Annotated in this window: 17 protein-coding genes and 1 pseudogene; 8 read left to right on the plus strand and 10 right to left on the minus strand. The window is 38.6% G+C overall.

Features of this window, described 5'->3' with window-relative positions; translation table 11 throughout:
• Positions 1 to 53 precede the first annotated feature (53 nt).
• The 6 genes from carA to MSBRW_RS12675 all read left to right on the plus strand — a co-directional run bounded on the left by carA (position 54) and on the right by MSBRW_RS12675 (position 10,961).
• Positions 54 to 1,160, plus strand: a complete 1,107-nt coding sequence (carA, locus tag MSBRW_RS12650; RefSeq protein WP_048102833.1) for a glutamine-hydrolyzing carbamoyl-phosphate synthase small subunit — start codon at positions 54 to 56, stop codon at positions 1,158 to 1,160.
• Positions 1,160 to 4,375 carry a carbamoyl-phosphate synthase large subunit gene (carB, locus tag MSBRW_RS12655; protein WP_011307341.1) on the plus strand — a complete coding sequence of 1,072 codons (3,216 nt, stop codon included), beginning with the start codon at positions 1,160 to 1,162 and terminating at the stop codon, positions 4,373 to 4,375. Before carA ends, carB begins: the two co-directional genes overlap by 1 nt.
• Before the next feature lie 479 nt (positions 4,376 to 4,854).
• Positions 4,855 to 6,042, plus strand: coding sequence for an argininosuccinate synthase (locus MSBRW_RS12660; RefSeq protein ID WP_011307340.1), 1,188 nt, complete (start codon positions 4,855 to 4,857; stop codon positions 6,040 to 6,042).
• A 313-nt stretch (positions 6,043 to 6,355) separates the two neighbouring features.
• A complete protein-coding gene (locus MSBRW_RS12665) occupies positions 6,356 to 9,190 on the plus strand; it encodes a phosphorylase family protein (protein WP_011307339.1) in 2,835 nt (944 codons plus the stop codon).
• A gap of 40 nt (positions 9,191 to 9,230) precedes the next feature.
• Positions 9,231 to 10,259 carry a DUF5677 domain-containing protein gene (locus tag MSBRW_RS12670; protein ID WP_011307338.1) on the plus strand — a complete coding sequence of 343 codons (1,029 nt, stop codon included), beginning with the start codon at positions 9,231 to 9,233 and terminating at the stop codon, positions 10,257 to 10,259.
• A 330-nt stretch (positions 10,260 to 10,589) separates the two neighbouring features.
• Positions 10,590 to 10,961, plus strand: a complete 372-nt coding sequence (locus tag MSBRW_RS12675; protein WP_011307337.1) for a hypothetical protein — start codon at positions 10,590 to 10,592, stop codon at positions 10,959 to 10,961.
• A 325-nt stretch (positions 10,962 to 11,286) separates the two neighbouring features.
• Here the strand turns inward: MSBRW_RS12675 and MSBRW_RS12680 are convergent, their stop codons facing one another.
• The 8 genes from MSBRW_RS12680 to MSBRW_RS12720 form a co-directional block, all read right to left on the minus strand.
• Positions 11,287 to 11,529: a type II toxin-antitoxin system HicB family antitoxin gene (locus MSBRW_RS12680; RefSeq protein WP_011307336.1), complete on the minus strand. Its 243-nt coding sequence runs from the start codon at positions 11,527 to 11,529 to the stop codon at positions 11,287 to 11,289.
• 30 nt (positions 11,530 to 11,559) lie between these two features.
• Positions 11,560 to 11,763: a type II toxin-antitoxin system HicB family antitoxin gene (locus tag MSBRW_RS12685; RefSeq protein ID WP_011307335.1), complete on the minus strand. Its 204-nt coding sequence runs from the start codon at positions 11,761 to 11,763 to the stop codon at positions 11,560 to 11,562.
• A 289-nt stretch (positions 11,764 to 12,052) separates the two neighbouring features.
• Entirely contained in the window at positions 12,053 to 12,241 is a 189-nt protein-coding gene (locus MSBRW_RS12690; protein ID WP_011307334.1) for a CxxC-x17-CxxC domain-containing protein, read from the minus strand.
• Positions 12,242 to 12,656: 415 nt separating this feature from the next.
• Positions 12,657 to 12,989 (minus strand): translation initiation factor eIF-1A, encoded by a 333-nt coding sequence (gene eif1A, locus MSBRW_RS21330; RefSeq protein WP_080565363.1) that lies wholly within the window; start codon positions 12,987 to 12,989, stop codon positions 12,657 to 12,659.
• Positions 12,990 to 13,234: 245 nt separating this feature from the next.
• Complete coding sequence (locus tag MSBRW_RS12700; RefSeq protein WP_011307332.1) at positions 13,235 to 13,417, minus strand: CxxC-x17-CxxC domain-containing protein; 183 nt, start codon at positions 13,415 to 13,417, stop codon at positions 13,235 to 13,237.
• A gap of 533 nt (positions 13,418 to 13,950) precedes the next feature.
• Positions 13,951 to 14,175 (minus strand): type II toxin-antitoxin system HicA family toxin, encoded by a 225-nt coding sequence (locus MSBRW_RS12705; protein ID WP_011307331.1) that lies wholly within the window; start codon positions 14,173 to 14,175, stop codon positions 13,951 to 13,953.
• Positions 14,175 to 14,393, minus strand: a complete 219-nt coding sequence (locus MSBRW_RS12710; protein WP_011307330.1) for a type II toxin-antitoxin system HicB family antitoxin — start codon at positions 14,391 to 14,393, stop codon at positions 14,175 to 14,177. The genes MSBRW_RS12705 and MSBRW_RS12710 overlap by 1 nt, the downstream gene beginning before the upstream one ends.
• A 731-nt stretch (positions 14,394 to 15,124) precedes the next feature.
• Positions 15,125 to 16,474, minus strand: coding sequence for a sensor histidine kinase (locus MSBRW_RS12720; protein WP_011307329.1), 1,350 nt, complete (start codon positions 16,472 to 16,474; stop codon positions 15,125 to 15,127).
• Positions 16,475 to 16,789: 315 nt separating this feature from the next.
• Between MSBRW_RS12720 and MSBRW_RS12725 the strand changes: the two genes are divergently transcribed.
• Positions 16,790 to 17,125: a ribbon-helix-helix domain-containing protein gene (locus MSBRW_RS12725; RefSeq protein WP_011307328.1), complete on the plus strand. Its 336-nt coding sequence runs from the start codon at positions 16,790 to 16,792 to the stop codon at positions 17,123 to 17,125.
• Positions 17,126 to 17,194: 69 nt separating this feature from the next.
• A pseudogene (locus tag MSBRW_RS12730) lies at positions 17,195 to 17,506 on the plus strand (IS21 family transposase); the annotation flags it as partial.
• 385 nt (positions 17,507 to 17,891) lie between these two features.
• Here MSBRW_RS12730 and MSBRW_RS12735 read toward each other — a convergent pair.
• A complete protein-coding gene (locus tag MSBRW_RS12735; protein WP_011307326.1) occupies positions 17,892 to 18,755 on the minus strand; it encodes a hypothetical protein in 864 nt (287 codons plus the stop codon).
• A gap of 463 nt (positions 18,756 to 19,218) precedes the next feature.
• Positions 19,219 to 19,449, minus strand: coding sequence for a hypothetical protein (locus tag MSBRW_RS12740; protein ID WP_155398267.1), 231 nt, complete (start codon positions 19,447 to 19,449; stop codon positions 19,219 to 19,221).
• Positions 19,450 to 19,797: the final 348 nt, after the last annotated feature.

Consider the following 19,797-nt stretch of genomic DNA (forward strand, 5'->3'; position numbering starts at 1 on the left):
ATTCATCGTAAAACTTATACATGTCTTATGATATTTACTCGCAGGTTCAGATGATGAAAGCAGTACTAGGCTTAGAAGACGGAACAGTTATTAAGGGCACCGGGTTTGGTGCCGAAGGCACAGCTTGCGGCGAACTTGTTTTTACCACTCAATTTACGGGATATGAGGAGGCTCTAACAGATCCTTCTTACAAGGGTCAGATTTTAATGTTCACTTACCCCCTTATCGGAAACTATGGTGTCAGCGGGGAGCGCGTCCAGTCCGATAACATGCATGCGGAAGGGCTTGTTGTAAGGGAGGCCTGCAAAAAGCCCTATCATTATAAATCATCCCGTTCGATCAATAAATTTTTAGAGGATGAAGGAAAGCCAGGAATTGAAGGTGTGGACACACGAATGCTCACCATCAGGGCAAGGGAGCACGGAACCATGAGGGCAGCCCTTATCGCAGGCAGCGACGACGGGGAAGAGGCTGTTGATGTAGCAAGAAACGCTCCCCAGCTCACGGATGAGGAACTTATTTCCCTTGTAACATGTAAAGAGCCATATTTCATTCCCGGAGCAGAAGGTGCCTGGAAAGGTGGCAGCAAACGCAAACATGCGGTTATAGTCGACCTCGGGATTAAGCGCAATATCATAAACAACCTTCACAAGCGGGGAATTGACCTTACTCTGGTTCCTGCAACTACAAAACCCTCGGAAATTGCAAATTATGAACCTGACCTTCTTTTTATCTCAAATGGGCCAGGAGACCCGGAAAAAGCAACAGATGCAATCAATGCTGTAAAGGCTTTTGCAGGCACGATTCCAGTCTGCGGGATCTGTTTCGGGCACCAGATCATTTCCCTTGCTATGGGAGCAAAAACCTACAAGTTGAAATTCGGGCACAGGGGAGGAAACCAGCCAGTAAAGGACCTGATTGAAAACAAGATATTCATAACCTCTCAGAACCACGGATATGCCGTTGATGCGGACTCACTTGACGGCACAGGGCTCTATGTAAAGTACCTGAATGCAAATGACAAAACCGTAGAAGGAGTTTCTCACAAAGACCTGGATGTTTTTAGTGTACAGTTCCATCCTGAAGCCCAGGCAGGGCCGATGGATACCGAGGAAACGTTCTTTGGCAAGGTTGTAAAGGTCCTCGGAGGTGAGATTTAATGCCAAAACGCGAGGACATAAAAAAGGTTTTGCTTATAGGCTCAGGACCAATCACTATCGGACAGGCTGCAGAATTCGACTTCTCAGGCAGCCAGGCCTGCAGGTCCTTAAAAGAAGAAGGAATAAAGGTTGTCCTTGTAAACTCAAATCCTGCAACCATAATGACCGATCCTGAAATGGCTGATTCGGTCTATATCGAGCCACTTGATGCCAAGATAGTAGAAAAGATTATTGAAAAAGAACGCCCAGACGGAATTATTGCAGGTATTGGAGGGCAGACCGGCCTTAATATTACCAGTGAACTTGCGGAAAAGGGTGTCTTTGAGAAATATGGGGTCGAAATTCTGGGAACTCCTGTTGAAGCCATTAAAAATACCGAAGACAGGGAACTCTTCAAAGAGACCATGCTCAGGATTGGAGAAAAGGTTCCCTTAAGCCGGGCAGTTAATTCTTTAAAAGAAGCCGAAGATGTTGTTGATGAACTCGGTCTTCCTCTTATTGTCCGTCCGGCATACACCCTTGGAGGAGCAGGGGGCGGAATTGCCCGCACAAAAGAAGAGCTGCTTGAAATTACGGAACGTGGGCTCAGGCGCAGCCGTATCAACCAGGTACTCATTGAAGAAAGTGTGCTTGGCTGGGCAGAGATCGAGTATGAGGTCATGAGAGATGAAAACGATACCTGCATCGTGATCTGTAACATGGAAAATATTGACCCCATGGGCGTGCATACAGGAGAATCGGCTGTTGTTGCTCCTTCCCAAACTTTAAGCGATGCCGAGCACCAGATGCTCAGGAGTGCCTCAATCAAGATTATCCGAGCTCTCAAGATCGAGGGTGGGTGCAATATCCAGTACGCCTTAAAAGAAGGCGATTACCGCGTTGTCGAGGTAAATCCAAGGGTTTCAAGGTCATCAGCCCTTGCATCCAAGGCTACAGGTTACCCGATTGCCCGCGTAACTGCAAAAATTGCAATTGGAATGAAGCTTGATGAGATCATAAACAATGTTACTAAGAGCACACCTGCCTCTTTTGAACCTGCTCTGGACTACGTAATTACCAAAATTCCCAGGTGGCCTTTTGATAAGTTCACAACTGCAGACAAAACCCTGACTACAGCCATGAAAAGTACGGGAGAAGTCATGGCAATTGGCAGGACCATTGAAGAATCCCTGCTAAAGGCTTTTAAGTCCCTGGATATCGACAATCAGTTAGGAAATAAGCACTGGGACGAGCCTGAAACTAAAACTCTCCTTAAGACTCCTACAAGCGAACGCCTTTTTGTTATCTTCGATGCACTTGAGAAGGGTATGTCGGTAAAAGAAATTTTCGAGCTTTCGAGCATCAACCCCTTCTTTATCTCAAAGATAAAAAGGATCGTGGATATGGAAAAACGCATCAGGGCAGAAGAACTCACTCCTGAACTCCTGCGTGAAGCAAAAAAGATGGGCTTCCCTGATACTCGCCTTGCCGAACTGACTGGCAGTACCAGGCAGGAAATAAGTGACCTCAGACATAAAGCCGGAATCCTGGCTACCTTCAAGATGGTAGATACCTGTGCAGCCGAGTTTGAAGCAGCTACTCCTTATTATTATTCTACTTACGAGGACTCCTGCGAGACAAATGCCACCACAGATAAGAAGAAGATTCTTATTCTTGGTGCAGGCCCGATAAGGATAGGACAGGGAATTGAGTTCGATTACTGTACTGTGCATGCAGTTACTGCACTTCGGGAAGAAGGCATAGAAACCCACATTATTAATAACAACCCCGAAACCGTATCTACAGACTTTGATACCTCAGACAAGCTCTTTTTTGAACCTCTTACCCTTGAGTATGTGATGAACGTAATCGAGCGTGAGAAGCCTGATGGAGTACTTGTGCAGTTCGGAGGACAGACCTCGGTAAACCTTGCAATTCCCCTCAAGCAGGAGTTGAAGCGCAGGACCGACCTTAACACCGTAATTCTGGGCACGGACCCTGATGACATGGACCTTGCCGAAGACAGGGAAAAGTTCTATATCCTTATGAAGGAGCTTGGCGTTCCACAGCCTGAAGGTGGATATGCAACTTCCCATAAGGAAGCAATCGAGGTTGCGAAGCGGATCGGCTTCCCTGTGCTTGTGCGTCCTTCCTATGTGCTCGGCGGGCGGGCAATGGAAATAGTATACGATGAAATCGACCTTGAACGCTACATGAAAGAGGCAGTCAGGGTCTCTCACGAACACCCAATACTGATTGATGATTTCCTTGAGGCAGCCTCTGAAATCGATGTGGATGCGGTCTGCGACCAGAAAGACGTAATTATCGGCGCAATAATGGAGCATATCGAGGAAGCAGGTGTTCACTCCGGAGATTCGGCCTGTGTAATTCCACCGCAGAGCCTCTCACCTGAAGTTCTTGATCAGGTAAGGGACTATACCCGCAAAATAGCTCTTGCCCTCAAGGTTAAAGGACTGATTAATATCCAGATGGCAGAAAAATGTGGGAAGGTCTATGTACTTGAAGCAAACCCGCGTTCAAGCAGGACAATTCCTTTTGTTTCAAAATCCGTTGGAATCCCACTTGCAAAGATTGCAGCCAAGGTAATTGCAGGACACAGCTTAAAGAGCCTGGGCTACACGGACGAGCCAAAACCCAAACATGTCTCAATTAAGGAAGTCCTCCTGCCTTTCGATAAATTACCAGGTGCAGACCCTGTCCTTGGCCCGGAAATGAAAAGCACTGGCGAGGTAATGGGGATTGACTACGACTTCGGAAGGGCATATTATAAAGCCGAACTTGCAGCCGACAATGTCTTACCTCTTACCGGAAAAGTCTTCCTTTCCATAAGGAATGCAGACAAAACCGAACTTGTGGACGTTGCAAAGAAACTGCAGGCAGCAGGTCTTGAACTTATGGGCACAGAGGGCACTGTAAACTATCTTGCACGGCACGGGGTCTTCATGGATGTAGTGAAAAAGGTCCATGACGGAAGCCCGAATGTCATAGATATGATGCGCAGGGACGAGGTTGACCTTATCATCAATACCCCGACAAGCAAACAGTCTCGCAGGGACGGTTCAAGGATCAGGCGGGCTGCTGTTGATTTCAAAGTCCCGTACATCACCACAATGCAGGCCGCAATAGCCGCAGCCGCTGCCATAGAAACTATGAAGAAAGGAGAGGAACTTACAATTAAATCCATCAATGAGTACCACAAAGAGATGGAAAATTAAGGTGAAGTAAAGAAAAAGCTGTCAATAGATAACTGTAACTCTTTAAAGGTACCTATTGAAGAGTACTGCTTAATCAAAAATAGTGTGCCAACAGGAAATTTACGTGTGAATCACAGCTGGCAGGGTGGTTTTCCATCCTCCGGCAAAACATAATCAATTTTTGAATCTACCAGCTTCTGGCTGTTAAATATGCAGGAATTAAACATCCTGCCACCAAAATTATTAAACTTATTAACCTTATTAACCCTACTGAACTTACTGATCCGTCAACACGTAAACCTATTAACATACCAGATATTACAAGTCAATCTGTTAACGAATCTGTTAATGAATTAATCTGTTAGCGAATCAATCTGCTAACGAATTAATCTGTTAGCGAATCAATCTACAATGTATCAATCCATTAGCGTGTCACTAAATTGGCACGTCAATCATTTTGATTCTTATCACATATACGCTAAATAAGGGGTAGTAAAAGCATGGCAAAGAAAGTTGCACTTGCATATTCAGGAGGGCTTGACACCTCAGTGTGCATCCCTATCCTTAAGGAAAAGTACGGATACGACGAAGTAGTTACGATTTCAGTCGATGTCGGCCAGCCTGAAGAGGAAATCAAGCGGGCAGACGCAAAAGCCGAGAAGATCAGCAACAAGCATTATACGATCGATGCAAAGGAAGAGTTCGTTAAAGATTACGTCTTCCCCCTGATCAAAGCCAACGGAAGCTACGAAGGCTATGTAATGGGAACCTCAATTGCCCGCCCGTTGATCGCAAAAAAAGTGGTCGAGGCTGCCAGGAAAGAAGGAGCAGTAGCCCTTGCGCACGGCTGCACAGGAAAAGGCAATGACCAGCTCCGTTTCGAGGCCGTTTTCCGCCAGACCGACATGGATGTTATCGCCCCAATGCGGGAAATGAACCTGACCCGCGAGTGGGAAATCGACTATGCAAAAGAGCACGGAATCCCGGTGGAAGTCACAAAGTCCAAGCCCTGGAGCGTTGACGAAAACATCTGGAGCCGCAGCATCGAAGGCGGCAGGCTTGAAGACCCCTCTTTTGTCCCGCCGGAAGAGATCTTCGAGTGGACAACCTCGCCTGAAAAAACCCCTGAACAGCCCAGGATTGTTGACATCGGTTTTGAAGCTGGAGTCCCGGTTTCCCTTGACGGCGAAAAAATGAGCGGCTACGCCCTTGTGAAGAAAATGAATGAAATCGCAGGCGAAAACGGCGTTGGCAGAACCGATATGATTGAAGACCGCGTGCTCGGCTTAAAAGCTCGCGAGAACTATGAACACCCGGCTGCAACCGTTCTTCTGGCAGCACACGCCGACCTCGAGAAACTCGTCCTGACCCGCAGCGAACTCAAGTTCAAGAAGATCGTGGACGACCAGTGGTCCGAACTTGCCTATTACGGGCTTGTGGACGAGCCGCTTTATGCCGACCTGAACGCTTTTATCGACAAGTCCCAGGAAAGGGTTACAGGTACAGTGAAAGTCAGGCTCTACAAAGGCGCCCTCACAATCCTTTCCCGCAGCTCGCCGAATGCTCTCTATTCTGAAGACCTGGTTTCGTTTGACAGCCAGACCATTGACCAGAAGGACTCAGAAGGGTTTGCGAAGTATCACGGGTTCCAGGCGAGGATGTACAGGAAGGTTATGGATAAGCAGTAAATTTGAAATTTTATTTCTTTGCCTGCCTGTTTTTTCAGTAGGCAGGGCAATTATTCTCTTTTTTGACTTATTTCTGGCTACTTTTGGATTTTCAATAATTTTTGTAGAGGATTCCAGAGTAATTGATGGATTTAGCTTTTCCAGAGTGCAGTAATAGCTGTCTTAAACCGTTATTGTCACCGTGCGAAGCACGGGCCTGTCGTAAAAAATTGGTTTTTAAAGTATAATTTGCTCAAACAGAATTTTATATAGAAACTTTTTTAAATTATAAGTTTTTAGAATTAGTGACAAGTGGCGGAGATTTTAAAAATTCATGGATGATGAAAATTGGAAACGTTCTTTAGAAATATTTGAAATCGCGTACCTTGAATATGCTCCTGGTGCAAGACGTAATGTTATTCAACTTTTTCCTCACGTTCCTGACAAACAGAAGGCATGGGAAGAATTAGTGGCACTAACGGCGAAAATGTTGATAAAAGAAGATTATAGAGTAACATCGTGCATGCCATTAATATTTAGTTTGGCTTTTCCACTTGTCCCTGATAAGGAGAAAGCATGGTTAGATATAACTAAATTAGTTGATTTTAAGGAAAGTAAAGCAGATGAAACAGTAAAAAACTCTATGATTTCTATTTTTTCAAATTCACCAGATAAAGAAAAAGCTTGGGAAGATTTATTACGATTTACAAGAACTACAAATAAGAATAGTTTGCGTACTGCGGCCAAAATTCTTTGTTTAAATATTGTCAGCCGCGAAGATAAACACAAAGCTTGGGAAGATCTTATTCGACTCATAAAGTATGAGAAAATTGAAGTTAAAACAAGTTTTGCAAGCAGTATTAATTCTATTTTTCCAAATGTTTGTGATAAACATAAAGCTTGGGAAGATCTATTCGAATTAATCCACGATAAAAATATCCAAGTTAAAAAAGATGCTTTAAATACAGTTGTCTCTAATTATACATTAGCTCCAGAGAAACAAAAGGTTTGGGAGTCTTTAGTTAAGTTCTCTTTTGATAAAGACAGTCAAGTTAAAACGATTGCCGCTAATGGACTTGTAACTAATTTTTTATATGTTCCAGATAAACACAAAGCTTGGAACGACCTAATTAAAGTTACTTCTGGAGATTATCAAGTAAGAAGAGTCGTAGCAAATGTCTTAAAATCTGCTATCTTGATGGTAGACAATAAGGAAGCAGCTTGGGAAGATCTTCTCACTCTCTCAGCACATAAAGATATAGATGTGAGAAACCAGGTAGCTTATGCTTTAGTTTCTGCTTTTCATTTGATTCCAGATAAACAAAGGCTTAGTCAAGATTTACTTAACTGTATGAGGAATAAGGATAGAAATGTAAGAGCAACTGTCGCATCTATTCTTAGTTCTGTTTATTCTCAACTTCCAGATCAACTACAATTTTGGGAAGAGTTGATAGAACTCACAAGTGATGAAGATATTGGTGTGAGGAGAAACGCTTATTACTGTCTAGGGAAAATTTCTATCTTTAAAGCTTCCCAAGCAGAGAATGAGATAGATTACAGGAGAGAGTTTGAGCAGGCTATAAAATTTTTCGAAAAAACGTCACAGGAATCTACTCTTTTTAATCCATCACAGTTTTGCCTGCCATTCTATCGTTCACTATATACAATAATTTCCGATGAAAATCAGCAGGCGAAAGATGAAGTTGCTAAATATCTTACAGAGGCTAGAAGCGCAGTTAAAAAGTCAAAAAACAAAGAATTACTTTTTGAAGCTGTAGATAATCTAGCAAAAGCATTAGAGGAAGTCCAAAACCTTGAGAATAGAAGTCTAGAGGACAATAAAGAAGAGCTCAGCCATTACATGGAATACTGTGAGCGGGCTGCAGATTTAATGTCTGAAACTGAACAAATCTCTCCTTATGCGACAGAAGTACTGAGAAGAGGGCTTCCTATTCTTAATAGAAAATTAAACTCCCTTCTCGAAGAAATTCGGGAAAAAGCAAAAACAGCATGTCAGGTTTCTCAAGGTACTCCAACACAAGAAATTGCATGCGCTGTCAGTAGAGAAGTCCAGAATTGGAAAATTGGTAGCCAGGAAGAAATGACCCTGTGTGTAGAGAACTTAACCTTCACCTTAGAATCAAAAATCCCAAAGCTTACAGAGAACGAACATATATTTGAAATGATCAATGAAAGCAAAGATCAAAAAGATCTAGTAACGTTACTCGAAAAAGCATCTGAGTTGATAGATATAATCCCGGAAATAATCATTGATCCAGAGAGGATGAAACCTACAATCGGAATCATCACCGCTTTACCAAAAGAATATGCAGCAGTAAGTGTTTTACTGGTAAATAAAAATGAAAAATATAAGATTCCAGGCTCTGGAGCAGGCCGAAGGTATTGCTTAGGAGAAATACCTACGGAAAAAGGAAATAAACACAACTTAGTTTTGACAAATGCAGGCATGGGAAATAATCTTGCTGCGACAAAAGCATCTCTTCTTATGGAGCACTTTCCAAATGTAAAATCAATTATCATGGTTGGCATATCTGGGGGTGTTCCAAATCCAGATAAAGTCAATGATCATGTCCGTCTGGGAGATGTAGTTGTGTCAAATGAATATGGGGTAATTCAGTACGATAATATAAAGAAAGAAAGTCAAAAGATTATATTCAGAAACCCTCCAAGACCACCAAGTGCTAGTTTACTAGAAGAAGTAAAATACCTTGAAGCTGGAGAAATTCTTGGAAATCGCCCCTGGGAAAAATATATAGACCAATCTCTTTCTATAATCAAAACCATTCGCCCATCTGAAGATAAAGATATTCTGTATTGCTCTGACATCCAAGAAGAGATAATAAACCATCCCAAAGACCCCAAAAGGATAAAAGGGCAACTTCGCGTCTTTATCGGACCAATCGCTTCTGCAAATATACTTCAAAAAGATCCTAAAGCAAGAGACAAATTAAGAGACAAATTCGGTGTCAAAGCTATTGAAATGGAGGCTTCAGGTATCGCTGATGCAACATGGAACCACGAAGTTGGATATCTGGTTGTAAGAGGCATCTGCGATTATTGTGATTCTCATAAAAATGACGAATGGCAGCAGTATGCAGCTGTTGTTGCTGCGGCTTATACAAGGGCTTTGATTGAGTCGATGCCATAAAATCTGAGTTTTGGTAATTGCTGAAGGAAGTACTCATAACATGAAAACTGATGGTAGTTATACAAATAACAAGGAAAACCAGGATTATTTAGACCGGTTTAATATTCCCTCAGAAGTTAAGGAAGCAATAAAACAGTTTCATGAAGACATTATAAATAATGCCTCAGACACCTTACAAGGAAATAATGAAGAAATCAAGAATTTTAAGAGAAAAGTAAATAATTTTTGGAAAAAGCCTCTGGACTTACTGGATTTACTTTTGATATATTCGCGGCAAATGGGGTCGAAATTCAATAACGAAATGAGGGCTATCGCTGAAAAGGAAAATGACTACGTTTTTTTGGCATTAATCAGACTTCATGCCAAAGGTTGCCTTGTTAGTCAAGAAATTGTCACATTAATGAAGCATGGATATGCTTCTGGTGCAGATGCTCGATGGCGCACTCTTCACGAAATCGCAGTTACTGCGTTGTTCATTAAAGAACATGATAATGAGGTTGCAGAGAGGTACCTTAATTATAGAGGTATAGAAACTTATTATGCGACGGTACAATACAAAAAATATGCAGCAAAACTGCATTATGAACCACTGCAAAAAGATGAAGAAGAAAACGCCATCAATTTAAAAAATTCTCTTATTAAAAAGTATGGAAAATCTTTTGAGCATCTCTATGGATGGGCTTCAAAAGAGCTCAACAAACCTAGGCCAAAGTTTACTGATATTGAAAAAGCTGTTGGTAGTGAACACATGCGTCCGTACTATAAGATGGCTAGTAATGCTGTTCATGCAGAGCCAAATGGAACTTTTTTCAACATAGGACTATCTAAAGCAGATGAAGAAAAAATTTTACTTGCAGGACCAAGTGATTCAGGGTTAGCTGATCCAGGTTCAGGTACTGCTGTGTCACTAAATTTAATTAATGCAATTCTAATAACTTCAAGACCAACTGCAGAAAACTTAATTATTTTGCAGGCAACATCGATGTTAGTAAATGAAATTAACGAGGCTTTTCTTGAAGCACATAAATTTATTGAAGAGCAGACTAAGGGGAAAGCTCTGCCTATATAAGAATCAGTTGTCTTAAACAGCTCCTCAATAGAAAAGGGATCGCTTAATCTAAAGAAGCCCTGCAAAGTGCCCCTTATAAAGATGCAAAAATCACGGGCTTTTCAATTTCACTTTTCTTAACTTTATCTTGACAAACGTATTCGGGGAAGATTCCAGCAGTCCGCCGGCCGAAAAAATATATTAAAACTGAAATGAACGTGGAGAAGGATTCACTCTAATCAGAAAAACCTCCCCAAAAGAGAAAGATCACTTTTATAAAAAAGGACCTGTGGAGGACTCCTTTTAAAGCTGCAATTTACCAAATTAATAGTCTCCTCAAATTTCAAGTTTATGATATTGTATAACGATGTTTTTATTCGAGGAAAAAGAATTAAAAATATGGACTTCACAGGGACATGGCATATTTATGAGATGGAGCTATGGGATGAAGACTATTTCAACATGGAAGTTCAGGCTTATATTACGATAAAGCCAGACAACATGGGGAATTTCCAATTTGGTTTAGTTGATGGCTTTATAGACGGAAAAATCGTTGATTATGTTGATGGTAAAAGGTTTGAATTCACCTGGGAAGGAAATGAAGAGTGCGACTACGTCTTTGGTAGTGGCTGGGTCAGGATAAAAGAAAAAGACGTATTGGAAGGCGAGTTTAGGTTTCACCTCGGAGACAGTTCTACCTTTTTAGCACGGAGAGCGAAGTAATAAACTCAAGTTTTTTAGCTATCTTTTTGTAACAAACGTACTCGGGGAAGATTCCAGTAGTCCGCCGGCCGGAAAAATATATTAAAACTGAATTGAACGTGAAGAGAAGTTCACTTTAAATCAGAAAAATCCTCCACCAAGATGAAAAGATCACTTTTATCAAAATTATCAAAAAGGCCCTTCGAAGGGCTCCTTACAAATCTGCAAAAATTATTGTTTCTCTAGCTATCTTTTCCTAAGAAACGTATTCGTGGAAAGTTTCAGCTGACCGCCGGTGAGAAAAATATATTTATATTTATATTTAAAAAGGTTAGCGAAAACCAGTTTATGCAACTTCAGAACCTGTAGAAAATTTTTCAGCAATAGCCATATATTCAGCAAAAGATTCTGATTCCGGGACGGGTAAATTGTCCTCCAGCAATCCCTGCACATGCATTTCAATTGCTTCATAAATATTCTTCTCTGCCTCTTTCCTGGTAGAGCCGGTAGCCACACAGCCTGGCAGGTCAGGAGAATACGCTGAATAGTTATTGTTTGCTTTTTCGATTACTACGAAAAAACGATACATGTTAGTTCTCCATTTTCAATTGCGCTTGCTTTAAGGCAGATATAATCTATTTCTTAACCTCACAATAATCCATTCATCAATGACTTCTTCTAGGTTTCTGCGGCATTCTTCAAGTGTCTTGCCTGTAGCCCATACACCCTTAAGTTCGGGAACTTCCCCATAATAAGGTCCTTCGTCATCAATTATTTCGTATTTTGCTCTTTCAAGAGCCGCGTGGATGTACTGGATAAGCATAATTACATCTTTCCGAACTGATATATCTAGTTTTATGCTATTTAAATCTTATATGGGTTATGCGGATCGGGTTAGATCTATAGAAGTACAGTCTTCAATTTCGCTTTTCTTGACAAACCTTAAAGAACGTGTTTGGGAAAGATTCCAGCAGACCGCCGGTGGGAGAAATATATTAAAACTGAATTGAACGTATGAGTAGTTAACAAAAAGTATATTCAGAATCTATGTGAATTTTAAAAAAGTGAAAAAGAAATAAGTGTTGATGCAAACTTAATTGCAGAAATAACACTTAGTATCTGCGGTTTTCTCTGGGCGTCCTGTGGTTAGGAAGACAATCCCTGCAGTAAACCGGTCTTTCGGGGTCAGGTTTGAAAGGTACTTCTGTCTCAACATTGCAGTCTGAACAGATAGCTTTGTGCATTTCTCTTGGAGCGCCGAAATTAGAATTTCCTCTGAAGTTTCTATCATTAAAAGCCATTTTTGTTTCACCTTGGTTTTAGTTTTTGTTAATTGTTTAAAATAAGATTGTATAGAACTCTTTGATTAAAAACAAAAATTGGTTTTTAATAACAGATTATTATACGTCTCTTTATTTGTCAACACATATACATATCACTTAAAATATATAAATTTATCTATAAAATAGAAGCACAATCTCTCAAATGAAAACAATTTCCAGATATAGTTTGCAGAAGAGACAACAGGCTTTAGTAATTATAACTATGAAATTATGAAATATATAACTAAGTCATCATCTATATAACTTTGTCCACATCAAAAACAGACGCATCCGGTAGAAAAGTGAAATATGAATTTCAGGCATCTCTTTCAGACACCTTTATTTCAGATACCCATAAAGGCATCCTTATTCAGATACTTCTAGATCAGTAAGATCAGTACTTAATGTAGCCTTTCCGCTCAAGCCATTCGACCTGGGGTCTTGTGTATTTCCAGGTTACTTCGGCTTTGGAGTCCTGTACTTCCCAGGGATTGGCTATGACAACATCGCCTTCGCGAATCCACATTCTCTTCTTTTTAGAGCCCGGAATCCTGCCCATGCGGACAATGCCGTCCATACACTGAAGTGTTACCCTTTTCGAGCCAAGTAAACATGCAACCGTTGCCAGGACTTCATTTCTGTCCTTGCGTGGGATTCGTACCCTGGATACTTCAGGTGTATTTCCTGAATTTACCGGTTTTGAGGATCCTAATCTTCTTTTTCTAATAGTGCTTCTGTAATTAGCCAGGTTAATTCCTCCTTGATATACTTTAATTAATTTATATAAAAGTTCAATATTGAATAATTCGTACAGGTTCTCATTCTCGATGTCGGTTTGTTTCTACTTTTCCTGCTGCACGAGGTGGAAAGAAGTAAAGAAACAAAGAGAATAAACTAAAAACAAAAAGAAAAGATGAATCAGGTGTGTTAATGTAAAATAATTACAAAACTAACACCTGATGCAGATTATCTTTAGAATTTCCTGTGTTTAGGAAGGCAATCCCTGCAGTATACTGGCCTGCCTTCGGTAGGTTTGAACGGTACTTCGGTCTCAACACCGCAGTCAGAACAGGTCACTTTTGTCATTTCCCTTGGTCCACTGTTACCGCGGAAACCTCCGGAATTTCCCCTGAAATTTCTGTCATTAAAAGCCATTTTCGTTTCACCTCCGCTCTAGCGGATAGTCAATAGTTTAAAAACAAGATTGTATAGACCCCTAGATTAAAAACAAAAATTGGTTTTTAACAACAGATTATACGTTTCTTTATTTTTAATACACGCACTATACAGTCAAATTATATAAACGTGCCTATACAAATTGGACAGAATATCTCAAATGAGAGAACTTTTTAGAAATAGTTTACGGAGGAAATAATAGCCTATTTTCTGGTAGCTCCTGAAAACAGAATTCGGTTAACAGGTTTTCACTGTAATCAGAAAAATCCATCCCCAAAAGGAAAAGATAACTTCAATCAAAAAAGGCCCTGTAAAGGGCTCCTTCTAAACTTCGTTTGAATCTACAAATATCATGGGTTTTCAATCTCACTTTAATTTCACAATCGTATTAGGGGTAAGATTCAGCAATCCGCCGGCAGGAGAAATATATTTTAACTGATTAAATATGTCGAGAAAATAAGAGATCCTTCACAAGTGAGCTCATGAGGTAAAACGGCTGAATCATAAAAATCTTACTTCAAAAGAGTTTCAAATTCTTCCACTGTCAGTCCTGAAACTTTTATCAAATTTCTCAAAAGACTTGGTTTCAGTTCTTTGTGCTTCGGAACAGTCAGCGTAATTTTAGAGCCTTCTTTTCTCAGGACAACATGACTTCCTACCTGCCGGTGAGGGAGCCAGCCAGCTTTAGAAAAAGCTTCAATTGCCTGCATTCCGGAAATTACAGGAAGTCCAGACATTAAACAACCACATCAACTACTCTGCAGGAGGACTTCCCAATACATTCCTGCAGTTCGTCTTCTGCCAGAGATTCCAAGCAAGCTTGAATCGCTTCTTTAATATTTTCAATAGCTTCTTCCACCGTGTCTCCCTGCGAAAAACAGCCTGTTAAAGCCGGGAAACTGGCAATAAATCCTCCCACTTCTTCATCTTCCTCAAGGATAATTTTGAACCGCATAAATATCGGTTATACGGCTTTTTACTTAAATTGTTATGGGTAAGAGGATCTACCTTCAGACAGATTTAGTAGTGAATATAATCGGTTACCAGGTTTTAACGTGAATCAGAAATTTCTCCCCAAAAGTAAAAGATCACTTTTATCAAAAAGGCCCTGCGAAGGGCTCCTTTTAAACTCTTTTATAATAACAGATATTTCAGAATCATATAAAAAGACGTATAGATAGATGACTCCAATTTTATCTTTTTCGAATCAATTATTTTCGGGGAAGATTCCAGCAGACCGCCGGCAAGAAAAATATATTAAAACTGAATTGAACGTAAAGAAGAGTTCACTTTCAATCAGAAAATCCCTCCCTCAAAAGAGAAAGATCACTTTTATCAAAAAGGCTCTGCGGAGACTCAGTATCAAAATCTAGTAATGAATGTAAAATCCAAAATCACTATATTTTGTAATTGGTCACAATTCTTGTGATACAACTTAGGGATTGACGTCTTTAGATATCGAATATTGATTTTAGTGAAAACCATAGGCTCTTCGCCGTTCTCTATGGATAATATTTTCAATTCAAGACCACGCTGGATTTTATGAGAACATTATGAAGATAGCACACAAAACAACGAAGAGCCAAACCATATTTTTCTTGCTAATTCAGATTTTCAATCAAAAAATGCAAAAATCACTGGATTTTGGACCAGAGTCTCAATTTGCTAAAGTAAATAAAAAGAGCTCTATACCAATTTGTTAAAGTAAATGCTGAATTCAGTTCCGTTATTCCTTTTAAGTTCAATGTAACCTTCTATTTGTTCAACAAGAATGTTCACAATCTGGAGCCCGAGAGAATCAGTATTCTGATGATTGATCTCCTCCGGAAATCCATTACCATTATCGGATACTATCAAAATAAACTGAAATTTTTCTTTATTTCTACAGTTTTGTTCTGTTCCTGAGTTTCTGACACTTTTATGTATTTTTTCACATTTTTCTGTTGTATGAAGACTTACATGGATTTTTCCACCTTTTTGGGCTGGAAAAGCATACTTCAGAGCATTTGAGATTAGTTCATTGACAATAATTCCGAGTGGGATTGCGGTATTCATGTCCAGGTATATCTTTTCAAGTTCAAGCTTCAGGCTGATTTCCTCATTTCTTAATCTGTATGAATGAAAAAGATTATTTGTGAGTTTTTGGAGATAATCTGCAAAGTCAAGATTATTTACTTCGTCTCCTTTGTAGAGTTCTTCATGAATAAGAGCCATGGAGGTAACCCGATTCTGGCTTTCCCGGAATGCTTCAAGCATTTTTGCATCGGTAGATCTGTCAGCTTCGAGGCTGAGAAGAGACGAGATTACTTGCAAGTTATTTTTGGTCCTGTGGTGGATTTCTTTCATACGAGCTTCATACGTTTTTTTAAGAGTCAAATCTGTAGCTTTTCTTTTTGTAATATCGCGAATTAAACTTTGTACACATCCTTGTGATCTGGAGTCTGCTGGAAGTTTCTGGAAAATTTGCAGAACCCATCTTGTTTCCCCGTCCTTTCTTAATATTCTGTACTCTATTTCGGTAGAGATATCTGACTCATACATAGCTTTTTTTAAGTTTTCACAAGCTAATAAACGATCTTCGGGTGTAATTATTTCTACCCACTTAATTTTACCGGAAAGAAAATCTTCTTTATCATAACCTGTGATGCCTTCTAGATCTCCATCTATGAATATTGGTACAAAGTTTTCTTTTACTCTGAGTCCTATAAAACCTTCAATATTTTGTTCTAAAAGACAATTTTTTTCTCTTGAATAATTGATTTTTGTAGTTTCGATCTCATAAACAGATTTAAGCCATTCTTTACCTTCTTTCGTTTTCATGAGGACTTCAAGTAAATCAGGAATTCGAGTCTCATGTTCCTTTAATTCCTTAGTCTTTATATACTCGTATTTTCCAAAAAATTCAGATAATGCTAGAGATACTACATCGGAAATGCTAGAAAATTCGGGAGTTTTAGCTAGTTCCAGGCACTGTTTTTTGATCCATGGAGATACTGTGGCGTTAATTTGTTCTTTTTTCTTTACGACTTTGGCCATTTATAATCTCCATTTATTAACTTGACATATAGTTCTTTAAAATGTATATATAATGTAGTGAAGTTTTCACTACATTATATAGCAATTACTCCATAAAACGAAAAAAGAATATTTCGGGAATCAATTGAGGTTCATTTTCTATTATGATTCTTTTTAGATTGGAAAACCTAAACTATATCGATATTTTTATGTAAGTTAGTTCATCTTATTTGGTGAATAATTCATACTATATGATGACGAATTCATATAAATAATTTTGTATTGGGTTTAAAATCATATAATTGTTTATATTAGAGGCAACAGTATGATTTAGTAATGAAAGAACGATTTACTATTTCGATGGACAATGATCTTGCACGATGGCTTGATATATTATGTGACGAAAAAATATTCAGCAGCCGAAGTCACGGGATTGAATTTTGTGTTAAACAAATAAAAAAAATGAATATCGAAAAAGTTGTACTTTTACACTGGGGTAAAACAGAGGTAGAACCTGTTTTTTTATCGAAAAAAAACGCTCAAATACTTACCAAAATATCTGAAAAATTAAACCTCAGTCCCGAAGATACGCTGGGTATTCTTTTGTATAAAGAGTTAGAGAATATAAGTAAAAATACAGGATTAGAAAAAAATGGCAATGCCGGTGAATAATTCCTCATTTTAGCCGGATTAAAATTTCCCAATTTCCAATCCTCGAGAAAAGATTGAGGATCATAAATAATGCTGAAAAAGGAAGAATGGTTATTGATACAAGTATTGCATTCAAAAAGCTTCTGTATCAGTGAAATCGCCAGACAAACAGATCATGATAGAAAAACTGTGAGGAAATATCTCAACCTGAAGACGCCGCCCGAACCTTACAAACGTCCAACAAGACCCAGTAAACTTGACCCATATAAACCTTACATACTCAAAAGGATTAATAAAGGTCCCTGTGCCTCTGCTTGTCTCCATCGTGAAATCCAGAATATGGGCTTTGATGGAGGAGAAACTACAGTAAAGGATTTTGTAAAAAAATCCAAATCAGACGAAAATCCCTGAATTGCTCCTCTAAAAGCTAAAATATAACTTTTTAAGCCTTTAAAGGGTTCCTTTTAACTCTGATCTCTTCAAACATAAAAAATGTTTTTTCAACCTCGTTTCAATTTTACAACTATTTTAGGAGAAGATTTCAGCAGACCATTGGTAGGAGAAATATATTTTTACTGAATTGAACGTGATGAAAAGGTTACTTTTTCAAAAAGGTCATTCTAAAGGATCATTCTTAATTTCTTTAAATCCAAATAATTCACAGGTTTTCATTTTTCAATATTTACAAACGTTTTCTGGGAAGATTCTAGTGTCCGCTGGCTGGATAAATATATTTTAATTGAATTTACCAGAGAAAAAATTTTTTGAGCTCCCAAATATATAAAGATCATAATTTGGAGCAGTAATTAAAAATAACACAATTCCTGTTATCACACTCTTTACTTTTCTCTTTCGAGCATTTATATGAGAAGTCAAAAAGAGGCAAGTCGTAATGCAACCCAAAATATTTGTAAATAATTTTACTGTTATGGATAACTGAACTTGTGTCATAATCCATACTTGGATTATAGCCAATAATTTTCATCATCTGTTTTACTTTTGTATCAGGAACGCAACAATATTCTCCACTTATCTCAATCTTGCTACAACACTTTAGTTCTCTTAATATTAGGGGAACTTTGACTCTAAGAACAGGTTTTCTAATAACTTTATTATTTTTCCCTTTTACCTCAACCATCAACTTTGGATTATCAAATTTTGGAAAAATATTGTGATCCAGCTCAGGAACATTGCCATTTAGAATCTCATCTATCTGAAGAGTTTCTTTTAAAAAATCATATTCTCTAGCTACTATGTGTAATCTTTGAAAGACGCCATCTTTGCCACCTTTTATGTACAGTTTTCCTCTATCTCCTAGAAACTCAGATCCCAAGTTATTCATTTTACAAGCAAGCTCATTTTTGTCTAATGATTCTATAAAGCTTTGAGAGTTCCATTTTTCTATATCCAGTAGACTTTCTTTGTATAAAACTGCAACAAACCCAACTGAGTTTTCCCATCTATAATTTGGCATATTCCAAATAGTTGCCAGAAAAATCAGTGCAATAATATCTTTTTCATTGTTAAAGTCAAAATTAAAGTTCTCTTCAGCCTTTTTGCCAAACTTCATCGGATACTCTTCAAACCAACCTTTATAGCCATCAGAATTTGGATATGTCTCATTTATAATCAACCTTGAAAGAGTCTTCAAATTCTCGTCACAATTAAATACCAGAAATTAGTCCTCCAAAAATTTTCACAAAATGAACATAGTAATTAATTATCAACAGTACATATAAAGGTATTTTTCCTACATTTGATCTCTTAACTATTCACAAACGAGTTTGGGGAAGATTTTAGCAGTCCGCCGGCCGGAAAAATATATTAAAACTGAAATGAACGTGGAGACGGATTCACTCTAATCAGAAAAACCTCCCCAAAAGAGAAAGATCACTTTTATTAAAAAGGACCTGTGGAGGACTCCTTATAAATCCGCAAAAAGGAGTTTTCAATTCCTTTTTCTTAACAAACGTCTTCGGGTATTAGAGAAAGATTTAAGCAGACCGGTAGCATGAATAATTTAAAAATTTTTTTGAGCTAATCAAAAGCCGGTTTACCTTGAACCTCAGAGTATTACAGATTTTCTTCACAATAAGAAATCAAATGATTCTCTTTTATATTTCGTAATTCTTTTTTCCCTTAACCCAACGATAAATAATGTACAAAGATTCTAACGTCAACAGTGCTAAAGCCACAGAAATAAGCAAGTTCTCCCATTCACTAGGTCGAGTTAAAACAGCGATATTTTCATTCTTTTTTCTCAACTTCCAACCGTCAAGAACTTTGTATTCTATTTCTTGCTGCAATTTGTCTTTTGGAACACGCATTATAATAACATTTGCCATGAATTTCATTCCTTTTCTTGACTTAAAACAATAGGATAGGTCGGTAATATTTATTATGGAATGCTTTTGAAAAATAGAGTTAATGTAGAACCTATCCAAAAATTATGTTTAAACTTAAAATGATTCCAAGAGAAATTTATTCTTGACAATATATCTGCATTTTTTACTTTATCTTAACAACTTTATTCGGGAGTAGATTTCAGCAGACCGTCGGCCGGAGAAATATATTTAAACTGAATTGAACGTGAAGAAGGGCCCACCTCAATCAGAAAATCCCCCCATAGAAAAAGATCACTTTTATAAAAAAGGTCCTGCGGCGGGCTCCTTAGAAACTCTTTTAAGTTTAGA

The organism is Methanosarcina barkeri str. Wiesmoor, from assembly GCF_000969985.1.
In the GTDB taxonomy this organism is placed as follows: domain Archaea; phylum Halobacteriota; class Methanosarcinia; order Methanosarcinales; family Methanosarcinaceae; genus Methanosarcina; species Methanosarcina barkeri_B.